The organism is Staphylococcus edaphicus (assembly GCF_002614725.1).
In the GTDB taxonomy this organism is placed as follows: Bacteria; Bacillota; Bacilli; order Staphylococcales; family Staphylococcaceae; genus Staphylococcus; species Staphylococcus edaphicus.
Map to the genome: position 1 here is coordinate 1 of NZ_MRZN01000008.1, position 19696 is coordinate 19696.

The following is a 19696-nucleotide window of genomic DNA, read 5'->3' on the forward strand; positions in this document are numbered from 1 at the left end:
TTTGTGTAATATTGGCAGTGATTTATGCCGACTCCTGCGGGAATAGCACTAGCCGAAGACTACAGGCTAAGGCAGTGCCCGCGGAAAGCGTGCATAAAAAAACTGCCAACAAAGTCGTAGACTTTGTTGACAGTCTGAAACCATACTGAATATTCAGTATGGTTTATGAATAACGATATAAATCGATTTGTCACTCTTTGCCTATGCCTAGAGATTCATATTCAGTGTAATTTATACTTATATTATTAAGGGGTTTATGGTAAAATATATAAAGTTAAATTTAAGTACATACGTAAACGAATTGCATATATGCAAGAAGAAAGAGAAAAGATAAATTGTACATAGTCATGCAATTATTAAATTACTTTTAAAATGTATAATCAGTCAAAGTTGACTGATTTATTTTATTGTTTAATGCTTATGTATTATTTTACAAATGAAGGAAGTTTTGAAAAATGGATAACAATCAATCCTATTTATTGAATTTACATACGCAAACGGATGTAAATATTGAGGCTCTAAGAACATATGCAGAAGCTAATAAAGTACCAATTGTAGATAAGCTAACTTTGGATATGATAAAACAATTGATTAGATTACATAAACCTCAAAATATTTTAGAAATTGGTACTGCCATTGGTTATAGTGCAATGCAGTTTGCATCTGTTTCCAAGGATATAAATATTACGACTATTGAACGTGACTCTGAAATGCAACTTAAAGCTAAGGAAAATATAGAAAAATACTGCCTTTCCAATCAAATTAGGCTAGTCGAAGGTGATGCGTTAGAGCAATTTTCAAATGTCAATGATAGAGCTTATGATATGATATTTATTGATGCTGCTAAAGCGCAGTCTAAGAAGTTTTTCGAACTCTATACACCACTATTAAAAGAGGGTGGTATAGTTATTACCGACAATGTGCTATATCATGGCTTTGTTTCTGATATTTCAGTTGTACGTACTCGGAATGTCCGACAAATGGTAAAAAGAGTGATTGAATATAATGAATGGCTTATGAATAATGAATCATATACAACTAATTTTTTAAATATGGATGATGGCTTAGCAATTTCAATTAAAGGAGAATCAAAATGACAGAATTATTAGTTACACCAAAATCTGTTAAACATATTGAAACATTAATTGAAAAAGGTGCAGATGCATTTGTCATTGGTGAACAGAAATTTGGTTTGAGGTTAGCTGGTGAATTTAATAAAACTGCAATGATTGAAGCTGTGGATATGATTCACCACAATGGTAAAAAAGCATATGCGGCTGTAAATGGTATATTTCATAATTATCATTTAAATGCACTCGAAGATTATATTCAATTTCTTCACGAAATAAAAGTTGATCGAATTATCTTCGGCGATCCAGCAGTGGTTATGTTTGTTAAACAGCAAGCAAATCCAATTGCATTAAATTGGGATGCAGAAGCGTTAGTTACTAATCACTTTCAATGTAATTATTGGGGACAAAAAGGTGCTGCACGTGCACAACTTGCTAGAGAACTCAGTTTAGATGAAATACTCAATATAAAAGCACATGCTAACGTTGAAATTGAAGTTCAGGTACATGGCATGACCTGTATGTTCCAATCAAAACGCATGTTATTAGGTAACTATTATACTTTTCAAGAACGGCAAATGAAAATTAAGCGCAACATTGATGAGCGTAGCTTATTATTATATGACGAAGAACGTGATAATAAATATCCTGTTTATGAAGATTATAATGGCACCCATATTATGTCACCGAACGATATTTGTCTAATAGAAGAATTAGAGCCCTTACTAGATGCTGGCATAGACTCCCTTAAAATAGACGGCATATTGCAATCAGAAAATTATATTAATGTTTGTACTGAACAATATAGAGAAGCAATAGATTTGTATAATGAGGATCCAGAAGCCTATGAAGATGAAAAGTTTATGCTTGTTGATCCAATAGAAGCCATACAACCGGAACACCGTCCATTTGACGAAGGTTTCTTATTTAAACAGACAGTATATTAATGGAGGTTGACGAGTGAAAATTTTAGAAGAAATTAATGTTCAAAATAAACCTAAAATGAAAAAGCCCGAACTACTAGCACCAGCAGGTAACTTAGAGAAACTTAAAATCGCCATTCACTATGGTGCTGATGCTGTTTTTCTAGGTGGCCAAGAATATGGATTGAGGTCAAATGCTGACAATTTTACAATGGCAGAAATTAAAGAAGGCGTGACATTTGCCAAAAGTTATGGCGCTAAAATTTATGTCACTACAAATATCATTGCACATGATGAAAACATGGATGGGTTAGATAGCTATTTACGCGATTTAGCATTAACTGGTGCTACTGGAATTATCGTAGCTGATCCTCTTATTATTGAGACTTGTAAAAAAGTTGCACCGGAATTAGAAATTCATCTCTCAACGCAACAATCACTTTCTAATTATAAAGCTGTAGAGTTTTGGAAAGAAGAAGGATTGGATAGAGTTGTTTTAGCGCGTGAAACGGGTGCGATGGAAATGAAAGAGATGAAAGAAAAAGTTGATATAGAAATTGAATCTTTTATTCATGGCGCAATGTGTATTGCATATTCAGGAAGGTGTACGTTAAGTAATCATATGACAGCTCGAGATTCAAATCGTGGCGGTTGTTGCCAAAGTTGTCGCTGGGATTATGATTTATTACAAGTTGATTCTGAAGGAGAATTAGATTTATACTATGGTGATAAAGAAGTTGCACCTTTTGCTATGAGTCCAAAGGATTTGAAATTAATAGAAGCGATTCCTAATATGATGGATATTGGTGTGGATTCATTAAAAATAGAGGGGCGTATGAAATCAATCCATTATATTGCTACGGTTGTCTCAGTGTATAGAAAAGTTATTGATGCTTATGCTAAAGACCCTGATAACTTTAAAATCAAACCAGAATGGTTAATTGAATTAGATAAATGTGCAAATAGGGATACTGCTTCTGCATTTATTGAAGGTACACCTGGTTATGAAGAGCAAATGTTTGGATTGCAAAATAAGAAAAACTCTAATTATGATTTTTGTGGATTAGTATTGGATTATGATATAGAATCAAAAATTGCTACAATACAACAACGTAATAAATTTGAGCCTGGGCAAGAAATTGAATTTTTCGGACCAGAAATTGATACTTTTCGACAAGTTGTGGAAACAATTTATGATGAAGAGGGTAATGAACTTGATGCTGCACGACATCCATTGCAGATTGTTCAAATTAAAGTCGATTATCCAATTTATGCGAATAATATGATGAGAAAGGAAATTGGGTAATGAAAAACACAACAATTATTGGTATAGCCGGTGGTTCTGGATCAGGAAAAACATCAGTTACAAATGAAATAATGAAAAATTTAGAAGGTCATAGTGTTGCACTATTGGCTCAAGACTATTATTATAAAGACCAATCACATTTAACTTTTGATGAACGTTTAGAAACCAATTACGACCATCCATTTGCATTTGATAACGATTTATTAATCGATAATTTGAATGACTTGAGAAATGGTAAACAGGTTGAAGTGCCAACATATGACTATTCAAATCATACGAGAAGTAAGGAAACGATTGCATTTGAGCCAAAAGATGTTATTATCGTAGAAGGCATATTTGCACTTGAAAACAAAACATTAAGAGATTTAATGGATGTCAAAATTTATGTTGATACCGATGCTGACCTGAGAATTTTAAGACGTCTTCTTCGTGATACTGAAGAAAGAGGACGCACAATGGAATCTGTTGTTAATCAATATCTCAATGTTGTTAGACCTATGCATAATCAATTCATAGAACCTACTAAAAGATATGCAGATATTATTATACCCGAAGGTGGCAGTAATAAAGTAGCAATCGATATAATGACGACTAAGATTCAAACTTTAGTAAGTAAACAATAGTATTTATAAGTAAAGGAAGATGACATAATGGAAAATCAAAAACAATATCCAATGACTCAAGAAGGTTTTGAGAAATTAGAACAAGAGCTTGAAGAATTAAAAACAGTCAAACGACCTGAAGTCGTTGAAAAAATTAAAGTTGCACGTTCTTTTGGTGATTTATCTGAGAACTCAGAGTATGATGCAGCTAAAGATGAACAAGGTTTCATTGAGCAAGATATCCAACGTGTAGAACACATGTTGCGCAATGCACTTATAATAGAAGATACAGGTGATAATAACGAAGTTCAACTTGGTAAAACAGTTACAATTGTTGAATTACCTGGTGAAGAAGAGGAAGAGTATCAAATCGTTGGTTCTGCGGAATCTGATGCATTTAAAGGTAAGATTTCCAATGAATCGCCTATGGCTAAAAGTTTAATTGGCAAAAAATTAGATGATGAAGTACGCGTTTCTCTACCTAATGGTGGGGAAATCAACGTTAAAATAGTAAACATCAAATAAGTAAATGTAAAATTCCCCCATACATGTCATATGTGTGGGGGATTTTACACTTTAATGAAATATTTCTATACTTGTTGGCTTTATTCTGATAAATTGATAACAATTATTATTTTATTTGATTTACACAATTTTAAAAAGCATAATTTAAGTCAAATTTGGATTTTATTATAACCAATGATAATTATTTGCTATTAAACAGAATTTTATAATAAGTGATATAATAGAAATGTTGAACGTACAACTTAGTTTGAAATTATAATTAGTTGTGCTTATTGAATAAAGGGGGGCAACGTTTCTGGAATATAAAATAATAAATGAACAAACCATTATGATTTATTTTGAAGCTCAAATAGATCCTGATACTTTCAAAGAAGTACAGTATATAGCGCAATACATTAAAGATCAAAAAAATGAAGCAATAATTGAAATAATACCTTCATATCGCGCTATTATGTTAAATATTGATATAACACAAAGTGATGTAACAGAAGTTGTGAACGCATTAAACTTAGACAAGATTGATAAATTAGCAGGAAAGACAACATATCCGCAGCCAAGAATTTTACATATTCCGGTTTATTATGGTGGTAAATGCGGGCCAGATTTAGAAGAGGTCGCACAACATAATCAATTAACTAATGAGGAAGTTATAGCTTTACATACAGAAAACGCTTACTTAATATATATGCTTGGTTTTATGCCGGGATTTCCATTTTTAGGTGGTCTAAATAAACAATTACATACACCTAGGAGAAAAGAACCTAGAACAAATATACCTATGGGTTCTGTTGGTATAGCGAATAATCAAACAGGATTATATCCGAAATCATCACCAGGTGGTTGGCAGATTATCGGACAGACACCCATACAAGTCTTTGATATCAATCGAAGACCAATGTGTTTATATAACGCGGGTGATTACATTAAATTTTATGCAATTGATGCAGATACATTAACTCAAATAGAACAAGAACAAGAACGTAATCAATTTGATATCGAGAAGTGGGTGAGCGTAGATTATGAGCATTAAGATATTAACGTCAGGATTGTTCAGTACAATACAAGATAAAGGTAGGATTGGCTATCAAAATCAAGGGTTTTCAACAGCAGGTGCATTAGATAACTATGCGATGAGACTTGCACAGACTTTAATAGACAATGAAGGCCCAACTATAGAGATTACAATTATTGGACCATCTATTCAATTTTTAGCGGATAATTCATTTGTTATAACCGGTGCACGTTTTAACGCTACGATTAATGATGAGCCTATCTCTCACCAAACTGTTATTAAAGCGCAAAAAGGAGACATCTTAAAATTGAGTACAGCTGTTCAGGGTGCCCGAGGGTATGTGGCTTTTGGAAAACCTATTGATGTACCTTTAATAGCTAATAGTTATGCTACACATACTCGAAGTCAAATTGGAGGATTTAAAGGACGCGCTTTGAAAAAGGGAGATGTAATTACATGTCGACAAAATAATGATTATTTATCCCATTTAGGTATAAGTGCATCTATCGACAAGAGCGATCAAGAAACGATACATATCATTGAAGGCCCACAAATAGAACAGTTCTCGGACGAAGTTAGAGAGACACTAACATCCACAACATTCAAAATTTCTGAAAAATCAGACCGAATGGGATTCCGTTTACAAGGAGAAAATGTAGCACCAACTGAAACTGCTGATATCATTTCAGAGCCTGTTGCATTAGGAAGTATTCAAGTACCAAATGATGGAAATCCAATTATCTTATTAAATGATAAACAAACTGTGGGTGGATACACGAAAATTGCTACTGTATGTGTGGTTGATTTACCTAAGTTAGTTCAAAAAAAACCAAATGAATCGATCAATTTTCAATGGATAACTGTTGAAGAAGCAGTAAAAATGCTGGAACAAAGAGAGCAGGACTTTGCTGCTAAACAATTATCAATAAAGAAAAACCCAGTTTTTGAAATAAAAGCGCTACGCGTAACATCATCACGTATAAATCGTTTGTTAAAAGGAGAATCATAATGAATTTTGAAAAAGTAGAACAGTTAATTAAATTAGTTAAAGATAATGAGGTCAAAAAATTTAAATACAAAGATTATGAAAATGAAATAGAAATCGATTTTACTGAAGGTAATACGAATCAAATTGCTTCACAGTTAACATCTCAAAGTGATCAAAGTAGTTCAAAAAATGAAAATACCCAAAATACTTCAACAGATAATAATGCATTGCACCAAATTAAATCGCCAATGGTTGGCACATTTTTCTTACAAGATGAAAAGGAATTAACAGATCCAATCATTCAAGTCGGTGATGAAATTAAAAAAGGAGATACAGTCGGATATATTGAAGCTATGAAAGTTCTAAATGAAGTTACTAGCGACGTTTCTGGTATTGTAGAAGAAATTTTAGTAGAGCATGGTTCAAATGTTGAATACAATCAACTGATCGTTAACGTGAAATAAGTCGAAAAAAGGGGTGTTTGTATTGTATCGTTGTCTGATAGCAAATAGAGGAGAAATTGCTGTACGTATCATAAGAGCGTGCAGAGAATTAAATATTGAAACTGTTGCAATTTATGCATTGGGTGATGAGTTAAGTTTACATGTGAGTTTAGCCGACCAAGCTATTTGTATAGGCGAAGCAAATCCACTTGAGAGTTATTTAAATCAGGAACGGATTATAAGCGCTGCTAAAATTACAGAAGCAAATGCGATTCATCCTGGATACGGTTTCTTGTCTGAAAGTGCGTCTTTTGCGCAAAAAGTAGAAGAAAATGGTATTTATTTCATAGGTCCGACTAAAACAACAATGGAAATGATGGGTGACAAAATCACGGCGCGACAAACTGTTGATAACGCAGGTGTTCCTATTATTCCTGGTTCTACAAGTGCCGTTGAAACAATCGACGAAGTGAAATCCATAGCACAAGATACTGGCTACCCGCTCGTGTTAAAAGCTGCAAGTGGTGGTGGCGGTAAAGGTATACGTATTGTAAAGTCCGAACAAGAACTACAAAAAGCTTTTAAAGAAGCGAAAAGTGAAGGGAAAAAATATTTTGATGATGCTCGTGTTTATGTTGAGGCGTTCATACCTGTAGCAAAACACGTTGAAGTTCAAGTTATTGGTGATGGCAAAAATAATTATATTCACTTAGGAGAAAGAGATTGCTCAGTTCAAAGAAAAAACCAAAAACTAATAGAAGAATCGCCATGTGCCGCAATATCCGATTCAATGCGTGAATCTATGTGTCATGATGCAGTTAAAGTTGCTCGTGCTTCTAATTATCGAAGTGCAGGTACGATTGAATATTTGGTCACTGATGATGCATATTATTTTATTGAAATGAATGCACGTATTCAAGTAGAACATACCGTGACAGAGATGAGAACAAATAGAGATCTGTTACAGGCTCAACTGTATCTGATGCAACATGGTCAGTTACCATTCACACAAGATGAAATTCATTTTGATGGTCATGTTATTGAAGCAAGAATAAATGCAGAAAATCCGGAAAAACAATTTCAACCAACACCAGGCACTGTTGAAGCCTTACATTTACCTCAAGGTTTCAATATTCGAGTAGATAGTTTGTTGTACCATGGTTACAAAGTGTCACCTAACTACGATTCATTAGTTGCGAAGGTGATTGTAAAGTCAACTACCAGGCATCTTGCGATTAAAAAATTAAAAGTTGCACTTGACGAAATGGTCATCGATGGCTTTACAACAACTGCTGATTTCTTATATGCTGTGTTATCATATCCTGAATATGCAGTAGGAGATGCAAGTAACGTGGATATCAAATTTTTAGATAGACATCAAATAATAAAGGAGGAAGCATAATGAAAGTAGATTTGAATTGTGATTTAGGAGAAGCTTTTGGTAATTATTCATTTGGTGGAGATGAAAAAATTATACCGCTTATTACCTCTGCAAATATTGCGTGTGGCTTTCATGCTGGAGATCAATCTGTCATGAATAATACGGTACAACTTGTTAATGAAAATAATGTTGGTATTGGCGCACATCCAGGACTTCCAGATTTACAAGGATTTGGTCGTAGAAATATGGACTTTTCAACAACAGAAATTTATGATATTGTGATTTATCAACTTGGTGCGCTTAATGGTTTTTGTCAAATTCATAATGTCAAAATTAACCATGTTAAGCCACATGGTGCACTATATCAGATGGGCGCTAGAGATAAAGATATCGCCCATGCGATTGCTCAAGCAGTCTATGATTTCGATCCTGAAATTATATACATAGGGCTATCAAATACATTTTTAATTTCTGAAGCTAAACGAGTTGGATTAACTACTGCATCAGAGGTATTTGCCGATAGACGTTATGAAGATGACGGCCAGTTAGTGAGTAGAAAAGAGAGTGATGCATTAATCACTGATACTAACGAAGCGATTGATCAAGTTGTAAATATGGTCAAATTTCAAAAGGTTATTACGAAACATAATAACACGATTGAAATTCAAGCAGATACAATTTGTGTTCATGGAGATGGTGAACATGCTTTGAATTTTGTTTGTAAAATTAAAGAAAGATTAATGAAAGAAGGCGTTTCAATTACAAGGCTAGGGGGCTAATCAATGCAAAGGAAGTCGAAGTTAGAAGAGAATGATTTTAAGTTTACCAAAAACCATAAAAGGTTATTATTAGGTTCTGTATTTTTAATGGCTACATCAGCCATAGGTCCAGCATTCTTGACACAAACTGCTGTATTTACAGCTCAGTTTGCATCAAGCTTTGCATTTGCCATTTTACTATCTATATTAATTGATATAGGGGCACAAATTAACATTTGGCGTGTACTTGTTGTTACTGGTAAACGTGGACAGGAAGTTTCTAATGAAATTTTACCTGGACTTGGGACCGTTATTTCAATATTAATAGCAATTGGTGGTTTTGCATTTAATATCGGGAATATCGCTGGAGCAGGACTTGGTTTAAATGCTATATTCGGTTTGGATATCAGAATTGGAGCTGCATTTACAGCGGTATTATCAATCGGTATTTTTGTTAGTAAGAGTGGTCAGAAAATCATGGATGTCGTAACGATGTTCCTAGGTTTATTAATGATTATTGTAATCGCGTTTGTCATGTTTAAAGCGAATCCACCATATGCAGATGCTGCACAGCATTTAGTAATGCCTGAGCAACCACTAGCACTTGTATTACCTATTATTACATTAGTTGGTGGCACGGTTGGTGGTTATATTACTTTTGCAGGAGCACATAGAATATTAGATTCTGGTATAAAAGGTAAAGAATATTTGCCATTTGTAAATAGAGCTGCTGTTTCTGGTATATTAACTACAGGCATTTTACGTACTTTATTATTTTTAGCAGTACTTGGTGTTGTTGTAACAGGAGTTACATTAAACTCAGAGAATCCACCAGCGTCCGTTTTTGAACATGTACTTGGTCCAGTAGGTCGTAATATATTTGGCGTTGTACTGTTTGCAGCAGCGATGTCATCTGTAATTGGTTCGGCATACACAAGTGCTACGTTCATGAAGACCTTGCATAAGTCTTTCTATAATAAAACAAATATTATTGTTATAAGTTTTATCGTTATTTCAACAATCGTCTTCCTATTCTTAGGTAAGCCAGTTACATTGCTAATCGTAGCAGGCGCACTCAACGGTTTAATATTACCAATCACATTAGGTACGATATTAATTGCTAGTAAACGAAAATCAATTGTCGGGGATTACAAGCATCCCACTTGGATGTTAGTTTTCGGCATAGTGGCAGTTGTTGTAACCATTGTCACTGGTATCTTCTCACTTCAAGGATTAGGTGAACTATTTGGAAGTTAATTTTATATAAAACGGCCTGATATTAACATGAACCAATGTTGATATCAGGTTTTTTTGATGTATAATATTAAATTGATAAAATTATGATAAATTTATACGATTAAATGCTTCAATGATTTCGTTTATTATTATTTAATGTAAAAGATTGAATCATTATCGAGCAATGTGTTCAAATGTGGTAGAATACAAAGGCTAGGATTTATAAGATGAGGTGAAATATATTGATAGGTATTATAGGGGCTATGGAAGAAGAAATAGCAATCTTAAAAGAGAAAATGGTTGATTTAGAAGTTATAAATATTGCGCATGTCGTTTTTTATAAAGGACTTTTACATGATAAAGATGTTGTATTGACGCAAAGTGGTATTGGAAAGGTTAATGTAGCAATCTCTACAACATTATTGTTAGAGCGTTTTAATCCGGAATTAATTATTAATACTGGCTCAGCAGGTGCATTAGATAAATCTCTTAACGTGGGCGATATTGTAGTCAGTGATATGGTTGCTTATCATGATGCAGATGCGAGAGCGTTTGGTTATCAACTAGGTCAAATTCCTCAAATGCCTGCACAATTTGTTGCAGATAATCATTTAATTGAGTTGGTAAAAGAGACAATAAGCAAAGAAAAATTGGTTGCTAAGACTGGACTAATTGTGAGTGGGGATAGTTTTATTGGAACAGCAGAGCAACGCGCACTTATTAAAACTAATTTCCCACAGGCAATGGCAGCAGAAATGGAAGCAACTGCGATAGCGCAGACATGTTATCAGTTTAAAATACCATTTATAATTACACGTGCTATTTCTGATTTAGCAGATGGTAAAGCAAGTATGACATTTGAAGCATTTTTAGAAAAAGCAGCAATTTCTTCAAGCGAAATTGTAAGTCGTTTAATTAAAACTATATAAAAAGGTGAATAAAAAATGGGTATCATAAAGCATTATTTTATGCCAAACGAATATGTACAATCAATTTTTCAAATTGATATAGAAAAATTAGCAAATTCTGGTGTAAAAGGTATAATTACGGATTTAGATAATACACTTGTAGGTTGGGATGAGGCAGATCCAACACAAGCAGTAAAAGAATGGTTTAATAAAGTGAGAGAAGCGGGCATAACGATAACAATCGTTTCTAATAATAACGAACAACGAGTGGGTAGTTTTTCGAAATCATTAAATGTCGATTATATATTCAAAGCAAAAAAACCAAGAGGGCGTGCTTTTAATCAAGCATCTAAATTAATGAAATTGAAACCTACTGAAATCGTTGTTATTGGAGACCAAATGCTCACGGATGTATTTGGCGGTAATAGACGTGGTTTATTTACAATCATGGTCGTTCCAGTGAAAAAAACAGATGGTTTTATAACAAAATTCAATCGCATGATTGAACGTAGGTTATTACAACGTTTTAGAAAAAAAGGCTATATTACATGGGAGGAAAATTGATTGGCAGAAATTGAAATATTAAAGTGTATCGGTTGTGGCGCCCCCTTACAATCTGAAGATACAGATGCGCCAGGTTACGTTCCAGAAATTAATCTTTATAGAGAAGACGTTATTTGTAAAAGATGTTTTAGGTTAAAAAATTACAATGAAGTGCAAGATGTAGGTCTTGATAGCGAAGACTTCTTAAAGTTACTTAATGGTTTAGCTGACAAAAAAGGTATTGTCGTAAACGTTGTAGACGTTTTTGATTTTGAAGGTTCTTTTATTAATGCGATTAAACGAATTGTTGGTAATAAAAATATCATTTTAGTAGCGAATAAACTTGATTTATTACCAAAACAAATTAATAAGCGTCGTGTTAAAGAATGGTTGAAAAAAACTGCTAAAAAATATGGTTTAGAGGCTGAAGACGTTGTATTAATATCAGCTGAAAAGAATGAAGGAATAGATGATTTATTGCACTCGATTAATACATTGAGAAATAATGAAGACGTTTATATTGTGGGAACAACTAACGTGGGGAAATCTACATTAATTAATAAATTGATAGAGCGTAGCGTGGGAGAAAAAGACGTAGTAACTACTTCTCGCTTTCCTGGTACAACGTTGGATATGATTGATATCCCACTAGATGATACTTCGTTTATGTACGATACGCCAGGCGTAATTCAGGCGCATCAAATGACGCATTATGTGACTGAAAAAGAGTTGAAAACGATTATGCCAAAAAAAGAGGTCAAACAACGCATATATCAATTAAATGAAGGACAAACTTTGTTTTTCGGAGGTTTAGCACGCATCGATTATGTCAATGGTGGTAAACGCCCATTAGTATGCTATTTTTCAAATGAGCTTAATATTCATAGAACTAAAACAGAAAATGCAAATGAACTATGGCGTAATCAATTAGGCGAAGTATTAGCACCACCTAATAACTCTGAGCATTTTGATTTGCAAAATGTAAAAGCAGTCCGTTTAGAAACGGGTAAAGAAAAGCGTGATGTAATGATTTCAGGATTAGGATTTATTACGATAGATGAAGGTGCGAAAGTAATTGTTCGTGTGCCTAAAAACGTCGATGTTGTATTACGAAATTCTATTATGTAAGGTGGTTTTAATGTGAAATATGCAGTTATAGGACATCCTATAGATCATTCTTTATCACCAGTTATGCATAATGCGAATTTTAAAGCCTTAAATGATCCATCTTCTTATGAAGCAATCGATATTTCAGAGGAACAATTTCATCTGATTAGAGAAATAATTAAGGACAAAGAACTCTCTGGGTTCAATGTGACAATACCGCATAAAGAACGTATTATACCTTTTTTAGATGAAATAGATGATCAATCCAAAACAGTTGGTGCTGTTAATACTGTAAAGATTGAAAACGGTAAATGGATTGGCTACAATACGGATGGCATTGGTTATGTAACTGGTTTAAAACAAGTATATCCTGATTTGGAGAATGCATATATTTTAATTTTAGGTGCTGGTGGTGCGAGTAAAGGACTAGCAAATGAATTAAGAAAATATGTGCAACCAAGACTAACAATTGCAAATAGGTCTATAAAAAGATTTGAAAGCTGGCATTTGGATGTAAATAAAATTAGTTTGCAAGAAGCTGAAAATACACTATCACAATATGACATTATTATAAATACAACACCAGCTGGTATGAACGAAAATAAGGAAGTCATTATTAATCTTGATAATTTAGACGAACAGACATTAGTCAGTGATATCGTTTACGTACCATTTAAGACACCAATTTTAGAAATAGCAGAGTCCAGAGGTAATCCAATTCATAATGGATTAGATATGTTTGTATATCAAGGTGCTGAAAGTTTTAGAATTTGGACTGGTAACCTGCCGCACATTCAAACTATGAAAGATACAGTTTTAAAACATTTATAAAAAGGAGACAAAATGATGTTAACAGGTAAACAAAAGAGATTTCTTCGCAGCAAAGCACACAATGTAGATCCAACTTTTCAAATTGGAAAAGCAGGTATTAATGATAATATGGTTGCTCAATTGCAAGATATATTAGAAAACAGAGAATTAATTAAAATATATGTATTACAAAATAATGCTGAAGATAAAAATGACTTAGCGCAATCATTGAGTGATGCAACAAGTAGTGATATCGTACAAGTAATCGGGTCGATGATTGTACTTTATAAAGAATCACAAGAAAACAAGCAAATTCAACTTCCATAATGGCTAAATCTATTGTCTTATATGGTGGGCAATTTAACCCGATTCATATCGCTCACATGGTTGTAGCTAGTGAAGTTAATGCATATATAAAACCGGATGAATTTTATTTTATTCCTAGTTATATGTCACCACTTAAAAAACATACAGACTATTTGGATGCTACGTATAGGATTGAGATGATTCAATCTGTAATAGATGATTTAGGATTTGGAAGTATTTGCTTAAATGAAATAGATAGACAAGGTCAGAGTTATACTTATGACACGGTGAAATATATTTTAGATAAACATCAAAATGCAAAGCTGTATTTGGTGATTGGTACAGATCAATATAATCAACTGGATAAATGGTATAAAATTGATGAATTAAAATCATATATTACGTTTGTGATAGTTAATAGAAATAAAGCTGTCCAAGAAGTAGAACCAGGTATGCTATCAATAAAGATTCCACGTATTGATATAAGCTCAACATTAGTAAGAGATAGAGTTAAACATGGAGAAAACATTCAAGTTCTTGTCTCTTCAGGTGTTGAACAATATATCCGAGAGGAAGGATTATATGAACATTGATCAAGCGATAAAAATCGTAAAAGAAAAATTGCCTGTAAAACGGTTCAACCATTCTTTAAGAGTCGCTGAAACGGCTGTTAAACTCGCAGAAATATATGATGGTGATAAAGATAAAGCCGAACTTGCAGGTGTATTACATGATTATTCAAAATATGATGATTTAGGTTCTATGTATCAAGTTGTTACTCAGCATGATTTAGATAGTAATCTATTGAGTTATGGGTCAGAAATTTTACATGGGCCTGTTGCTGCAGTTATTATGAAAGACAAGTATGGGATTAATGACGATGAAGTATTATTAGCTATTAAAAACCATACTACGGGTCGCGCTCAAATGACAAAAACAGAGAAGCTTGTATTTATTGCGGACTATATAGAACCTGGCCGTCAAACCCCAGGCGTTGAAGAAATTAGAGATTTAGCATACAATCAAGGTAGCTTAGATAAAACAATATATGAAATATCTAAGCGCACTGTTTTATATTTAATTAATAAGGATATTAATGTTTATGACGCTACGATTGCATGCTTGAATTATTACAATTACAGTGACGAAAGAGTAAAGGATGATTAAATGAAATCAGATCAATTGTTAAGTTTAGCTGTTGAAGCAACTGAGAATAAAAAAGCAGAAGATATTATTTCTTTAAATATGCAAGGTATCAGCGATATGACGGACTATTTTGTGGTTTGCCACGGCAATAATGAAAAACAAGTCCAATCTATTGCACGTGCAGTCAAAGATGCAGCTAACGAATCGGACATTGAGGTCAAACGTATGGAAGGCTTTAATGAAGCGAGATGGATTCTTATTGATTTGGCAAATGTAGTTGTACACGTCTTCCACAAAGATGAAAGAGATTATTATAATATTGAAAAGCTATATAGAGATGCACCACTTGAATCTTATAGACAGGCAGTTTATTAAAAATGGTACAACAATATGAAGAAATGAGTTTATTTTATGATCAACTAACTTTAGATCAACCATACGAAGATTGGTTGAAAATTGTTGATCATTTTGCAGACGAAAAACAATCTATTTTAGATATTGGTTGTGGTACAGGTAGTTTAACTTCATTATTAACCGATTTTGATCGAGTAACTGGAATGGATATTAGTGTTGATATGTTAGCAATAGCAACTCAAAAATCTAACCATGTCAATTGGATCGAAGGAGATATGACTCATTTTGACCTAGAACAACAATTTGAGGCCATTACGATATTTTGTGATTCCTTAAATTATTTGTCAGAAAAAGAAAACATACTTGATACATTCCACAATGTTTACCAGCATTTAGCACACGATGGTGTTTTTATGTTTGATGTTCACACAGTTTATAAAATGAACACCTTGTTTAATAACCAAAGTTATATTGATGAAACTGAAGATGTTTTCCTAGGGTGGGAAGCTGTTCAAGGCGAGGAACCATATAGCGTTTGGCATGACATGTCATTCTTCATTAAACAGGATGATAATCGTTTTACAAGGTTTGATGAATCACATTATCAACGAACTTATACAGAAGGTGAATACACATCAATGTTAAAAGCAACTGGGTTTAATAATATTCAGACATTTGTAGATTTTGATATCAATAACAATAATGAAAATGGCCATCGATTATTTTTCGTTGTAAAAAAATAAAAGTAAAATCACTCCTTTATACGTGTAATGTATAAAGGAGTGATTTTTTGCAAGTGGAATGGTCAAAATTAAAAGCTATATTTGATAAATATAAATTGGTTATTATCAATGCAGGTGTATTAATTGTATTATTAATTATAATTTGCTGGTATATGTTTTATAATACAAACAACATCGATAGTACTAATAATAGAAATATAGGTATAGATGATTCGACTGAAATAATTAATAAACAAAACAAAATGGAAACTAAGTCAGGAAAGACATCAGCATTAAAAAACGAAAACAAAGTCAGTGATATTTTTGTAGATATAAAAGGTGCTGTAAAACATCCGAATATTTATAAGATGAAAAATATAGATAGAGTAAAACAATTAGTAGACAAGGCAGTACTGTTACCAGATGCAGATTTGTCTAAGATTAATTTAGCTGAGCGCTTACAAGATCAAAAAGTTATTTATATACCAAAAATTGGTGAAAAGGTTCAAGAAAATAAAGCGTTGAATAATAATGCCATAAATAATATTCATTCAGCAACTACAGAAGATAATACTGATAGCTCTAATCTGGAAAAAGTAAACCTTAATACTGCTAATGAATCACAGTTAGTATTGGTAAAGGGTATTGGACCATCCAAGGCTAAAGCTATTATAGAATATAGAGAACAACATGGTGCATTTGAATCTGTTGAACAATTAAAGGATGTAAAAGGTATAGGTGCCAAAACATTAGAAAAAATTAGTTCGAAGTTAACGGTATAAATTTTTGTTGCATTATTTAAAAATTCAAATTAACCTATAATTAATCGAAAAGTTTAATACATACATAAAATTGGAGGCAAATTATCATGGATAGAATCAAATGGGAAGAATATTTCATGGCGCAAAGTCATTTATTAGCCTTACGTTCTACATGTGAACGATTATCAGTAGGTGCAACTATTGTTAAGGATAACAGAATTATTGCAGGTGGATATAACGGATCAGTTTCGGGTGAAGTACATTGTATAGATGAAGGATGTTTACTTGAAGATGGTCATTGTATTAGAACTATACATGCTGAAATGAATGCATTGTTACAATGCGCAAAACAGGGTGTTTCAACTGATGGTGCAACTATATATGTCACGCACTTTCCCTGCTTAAACTGTACGAAATCAATTATTCAATCAGGAATTAATACAATTTATTATGCTGAAGATTATCACAATCATAAATATGCATTGGAGTTATTAAAGCAAGCAGGTATCGAGTATAAAAAGATTCCTTTTAATCAAGAGCATGTAGCACAATATCTAATAAATAAATAGTTACGTTTTATTATGCTCTAGCCTATCTAGTTGGTATTCTTTGGCTACATCTCAAAATGCTTTCGATACTTCTTTTCATATTTTTAATTTATATGTTTATAATAAAGCAGTTAAAGTGGCAACAAATTGTCATTATAATGAGTATTCCTTTTATATCATTTGGTATTTTTCAAAGACACCTTAACCACATGGTAAATCATCAAAAGGTAATGTTAACTGAGTCTTTAAGAGCTAATGCAATATTTCTAACTAAACCTACATTAAGCGGTGATACTCTAAAAGGTAAACTGCAAATGGGGAATGCAGTTTATAACTATTATTACAAAAGAAATAAAACGATATCATCATCTAATTTAACAGTATTAAACCACCATTCTTGTAATATTCAAGGGAGTTTTAAATCGAGTAGTGATAGCAAATTAAGCGGCAATTTGTATGTCAAAATTAACCGTATAGATTTTACTAGTTGTAAATTAGCCCACAAGCATTTTATGTATTTGATAGAACAACATAAGCAATATATATATCATCGCTTAGTTACAGAACATAGTTATGAACCAGCTAAAATAATAGCATTAATAACAGGAGATACTACTAAGCTACAAGATTATCAATTAGATCAATTAAAAGAGATAGGTATTTATCATTTACTGGCAATAAGTGGTACTCATATTTCAGCTTTAATTGGTATTTTATTCTATATTTTAAATAAAATAAGGTGTCCCTTATTCATTATAAAATGTATACTTTTTAGTTTGCTACCAGTCTATACTTTTTATACTGGAATGGCACCCAGTGCGATTCGTGCTGCATTTGTAGCGCTCATTCTAATTCTTGTCCCTAAATCAATATATAAGCATTCGCTCAATATATTTTCATTTGCTTTTATATTAATTACTTTGATTTTTCCACAGTTAATTTATAATATAGGGTTTCAATTTTCTTTTTTTATTACTTTTTGTATCTTATTCTCACTTCCCATAATGAAAAATGCCAATATATTAAAATCTACCATCTTTATTTCTATTATTGCGCAACTTGCCTCTCTCATTATTAGCGCTATTCATTTTAATCAAATTCAATGGGTAGGCGTTTTAGCTAACTTATTTTTTGTTCCTTTCTATACATTTATTTTATTTCCAAGTACATTATTATACTTTTTTATACTTCATTTTCCCTTCAATTTAAGCCTATTTACAAAATTCATGAATATTATTTTGATACTTCATGATAAAGTTATTTGTATTTTTATGAAGATAACGACTATTAAATGGTATACACCTGAGTTATCACAAATCCATATTACAATTATTATATTTTTAATTCTCACTGCAATCATCATACTCGTACATAAACGCTATTTCATTTTCATAATTGTTTTTATCATTTTATTTTTTGTTGTAACTATTCTCCCGAATTCTGATGAATATAAATTAACTATGTTGAATGTAAACCAAGGAGACGCTATATTGTTTGAAACTGCTAAACAGGAATCTATGCTTATTGACACAGGTGGCGTGTTATCAAGAAAAGGAGATAGAACGAATCATATGCTTTCAAAACTTAGAATTCTTCCCACATTGAAAAAACATGGTTTGCGGAAATTAAACTACTTAATCATTACACATCCTCATGTTGACCATATGGGAGAGTTAAGTTATTTGATAGGAAAATATCAAATTGAGCATATAATTATTAACAAAGATAGTTTTAATATTAACCAATTAAATGCATTGGAAACACAATGTCAAAAGCACGGAATTAAACTATTAGATTTCAAATATTTTAATCACTTCGTACTCAGTAAAGCAAATATTAATTTATTAAATGCTACCATACAAAATTCAACTGATTTAAATGAACATTCAATTATTACACTCATTCAATATAACAATATTAAAATATTGCTAATGGGTGATGCTTCAAAAAATAATGAGTCTTTATTACTTAAGAAGTATAATCTAAAAAATTTAGATATATTAAAGGTGGGACATCATGGTAGTAAAACAAGTTCTGGTTCAAATTTTATAAATATCATTCATCCCAGAATCAGTTTGATATCCGTTGGACAAAAGAATAAATATAATTTGCCGAATATTGAAGTTATATATCGACTTAAAGCAATGGACTCTAAAATATACATGACGAGTCATTCTGGAGAAGTTACAATCACTTTATCCAAGGATATACAGATAAAAACACAACATCCAAATTGATTTTTGGTAG

Annotated in this window: 23 protein-coding genes; all 23 read left to right on the forward strand. The window is 32.4% G+C overall.

The annotated features are described in order from the left end of the window. Positions 1-455 precede the first annotated feature (455 nt). The 23 genes from BTJ66_RS06395 to BTJ66_RS06505 all read left to right on the forward strand — a co-directional run bounded on the left by BTJ66_RS06395 (position 456) and on the right by BTJ66_RS06505 (position 19686). A complete protein-coding gene (locus tag BTJ66_RS06395) occupies positions 456-1097 on the forward strand; it encodes an O-methyltransferase (RefSeq protein ID WP_099090141.1) in 642 nt (213 codons plus the stop codon). Continuing rightward, positions 1094-2017 (forward strand): peptidase U32 family protein, encoded by a 924-nt coding sequence (locus BTJ66_RS06400; protein ID WP_099090142.1) that lies wholly within the window; start codon positions 1094-1096, stop codon positions 2015-2017. Before BTJ66_RS06395 ends, BTJ66_RS06400 begins: the two co-directional genes overlap by 4 nt. A gap of 13 nt (positions 2018-2030) precedes the next feature. After that, positions 2031-3299: a peptidase U32 family protein gene (locus BTJ66_RS06405; RefSeq protein WP_420801877.1), complete on the forward strand. Its 1269-nt coding sequence runs from the start codon at positions 2031-2033 to the stop codon at positions 3297-3299. Further along, positions 3299-3922, forward strand: coding sequence for a uridine kinase (gene udk / locus BTJ66_RS06410; protein ID WP_099090143.1), 624 nt, complete (start codon positions 3299-3301; stop codon positions 3920-3922). The genes BTJ66_RS06405 and udk overlap by 1 nt, the downstream gene beginning before the upstream one ends. 27 nt (positions 3923-3949) lie before the next feature. Then, entirely contained in the window at positions 3950-4426 is a 477-nt protein-coding gene (greA, locus tag BTJ66_RS06415) for a transcription elongation factor GreA (protein WP_099090144.1), read from the forward strand. Positions 4427-4721: 295 nt separating this feature from the next. Then, positions 4722-5456: a 5-oxoprolinase subunit PxpB gene (pxpB, locus tag BTJ66_RS06420; protein ID WP_099090145.1), complete on the forward strand. Its 735-nt coding sequence runs from the start codon at positions 4722-4724 to the stop codon at positions 5454-5456. Then, entirely contained in the window at positions 5446-6447 is a 1002-nt protein-coding gene (locus BTJ66_RS06425) for a 5-oxoprolinase subunit C family protein (RefSeq protein ID WP_099090146.1), read from the forward strand. The genes pxpB and BTJ66_RS06425 overlap by 11 nt, the downstream gene beginning before the upstream one ends. Further along, positions 6447-6890, forward strand: a complete 444-nt coding sequence (locus tag BTJ66_RS06430) for an acetyl-CoA carboxylase biotin carboxyl carrier protein (RefSeq protein ID WP_099090147.1) — start codon at positions 6447-6449, stop codon at positions 6888-6890. The genes BTJ66_RS06425 and BTJ66_RS06430 overlap by 1 nt, the downstream gene beginning before the upstream one ends. 22 nt (positions 6891-6912) lie before the next feature. After that, positions 6913-8271 (forward strand): acetyl-CoA carboxylase biotin carboxylase subunit, encoded by a 1359-nt coding sequence (locus BTJ66_RS06435; RefSeq protein WP_099090148.1) that lies wholly within the window; start codon positions 6913-6915, stop codon positions 8269-8271. Then, positions 8271-9029, forward strand: coding sequence for a 5-oxoprolinase subunit PxpA (pxpA, locus tag BTJ66_RS06440; RefSeq protein ID WP_099090149.1), 759 nt, complete (start codon positions 8271-8273; stop codon positions 9027-9029). The genes BTJ66_RS06435 and pxpA overlap by 1 nt, the downstream gene beginning before the upstream one ends. A 3-nt stretch (positions 9030-9032) precedes the next feature. Next, positions 9033-10265: an NRAMP family divalent metal transporter gene (locus BTJ66_RS06445; protein ID WP_099090150.1), complete on the forward strand. Its 1233-nt coding sequence runs from the start codon at positions 9033-9035 to the stop codon at positions 10263-10265. A 221-nt stretch (positions 10266-10486) separates the two neighbouring features. Continuing rightward, on the forward strand, positions 10487-11173 hold the full coding sequence (locus BTJ66_RS06450; RefSeq protein ID WP_099090151.1) for a 5'-methylthioadenosine/adenosylhomocysteine nucleosidase: 687 nt from the start codon (positions 10487-10489) through the stop codon (positions 11171-11173). Positions 11174-11188: 15 nt separating this feature from the next. Then, positions 11189-11716 carry a YqeG family HAD IIIA-type phosphatase gene (locus tag BTJ66_RS06455; protein WP_099090152.1) on the forward strand — a complete coding sequence of 176 codons (528 nt, stop codon included), beginning with the start codon at positions 11189-11191 and terminating at the stop codon, positions 11714-11716. A 9-nt stretch (positions 11717-11725) separates the two neighbouring features. Further along, positions 11726-12823 (forward strand): ribosome biogenesis GTPase YqeH, encoded by a 1098-nt coding sequence (gene yqeH / locus BTJ66_RS06460; protein ID WP_420801878.1) that lies wholly within the window; start codon positions 11726-11728, stop codon positions 12821-12823. A gap of 12 nt (positions 12824-12835) precedes the next feature. Beyond that, positions 12836-13633: a shikimate dehydrogenase gene (gene aroE / locus BTJ66_RS06465; protein ID WP_099090154.1), complete on the forward strand. Its 798-nt coding sequence runs from the start codon at positions 12836-12838 to the stop codon at positions 13631-13633. A 15-nt stretch (positions 13634-13648) separates the two neighbouring features. Further along, positions 13649-13939 carry a ribosome assembly RNA-binding protein YhbY gene (gene yhbY / locus BTJ66_RS06470; RefSeq protein WP_099090155.1) on the forward strand — a complete coding sequence of 97 codons (291 nt, stop codon included), beginning with the start codon at positions 13649-13651 and terminating at the stop codon, positions 13937-13939. Next, positions 13939-14511 (forward strand): nicotinate (nicotinamide) nucleotide adenylyltransferase, encoded by a 573-nt coding sequence (nadD, locus tag BTJ66_RS06475; protein ID WP_099090156.1) that lies wholly within the window; start codon positions 13939-13941, stop codon positions 14509-14511. Before yhbY ends, nadD begins: the two co-directional genes overlap by 1 nt. Continuing rightward, positions 14501-15085: a bis(5'-nucleosyl)-tetraphosphatase (symmetrical) YqeK gene (gene yqeK / locus BTJ66_RS06480; RefSeq protein ID WP_099090157.1), complete on the forward strand. Its 585-nt coding sequence runs from the start codon at positions 14501-14503 to the stop codon at positions 15083-15085. The genes nadD and yqeK overlap by 11 nt, the downstream gene beginning before the upstream one ends. Continuing rightward, the gene (rsfS, locus tag BTJ66_RS06485) at positions 15086-15439 is read left to right on the forward strand and encodes a ribosome silencing factor (RefSeq protein ID WP_099090158.1); all 354 of its coding nucleotides are present in this window, start codon (positions 15086-15088) and stop codon (positions 15437-15439) included. A gap of 2 nt (positions 15440-15441) precedes the next feature. Further along, entirely contained in the window at positions 15442-16161 is a 720-nt protein-coding gene (locus BTJ66_RS06490; RefSeq protein ID WP_099090159.1) for a class I SAM-dependent DNA methyltransferase, read from the forward strand. Between the two features lie 47 nt (positions 16162-16208). Continuing rightward, positions 16209-16922 carry a helix-hairpin-helix domain-containing protein gene (locus BTJ66_RS06495; RefSeq protein ID WP_099090160.1) on the forward strand — a complete coding sequence of 238 codons (714 nt, stop codon included), beginning with the start codon at positions 16209-16211 and terminating at the stop codon, positions 16920-16922. 86 nt (positions 16923-17008) lie between these two features. Beyond that, positions 17009-17470 carry a ComE operon protein 2 gene (locus BTJ66_RS06500; protein ID WP_099090161.1) on the forward strand — a complete coding sequence of 154 codons (462 nt, stop codon included), beginning with the start codon at positions 17009-17011 and terminating at the stop codon, positions 17468-17470. Positions 17471-17562: 92 nt separating this feature from the next. Next, the gene (locus BTJ66_RS06505; protein WP_238597599.1) at positions 17563-19686 is read left to right on the forward strand and encodes a DNA internalization-related competence protein ComEC/Rec2; all 2124 of its coding nucleotides are present in this window, start codon (positions 17563-17565) and stop codon (positions 19684-19686) included. The last annotated feature ends 10 nt before the right edge of the window (positions 19687-19696 follow it).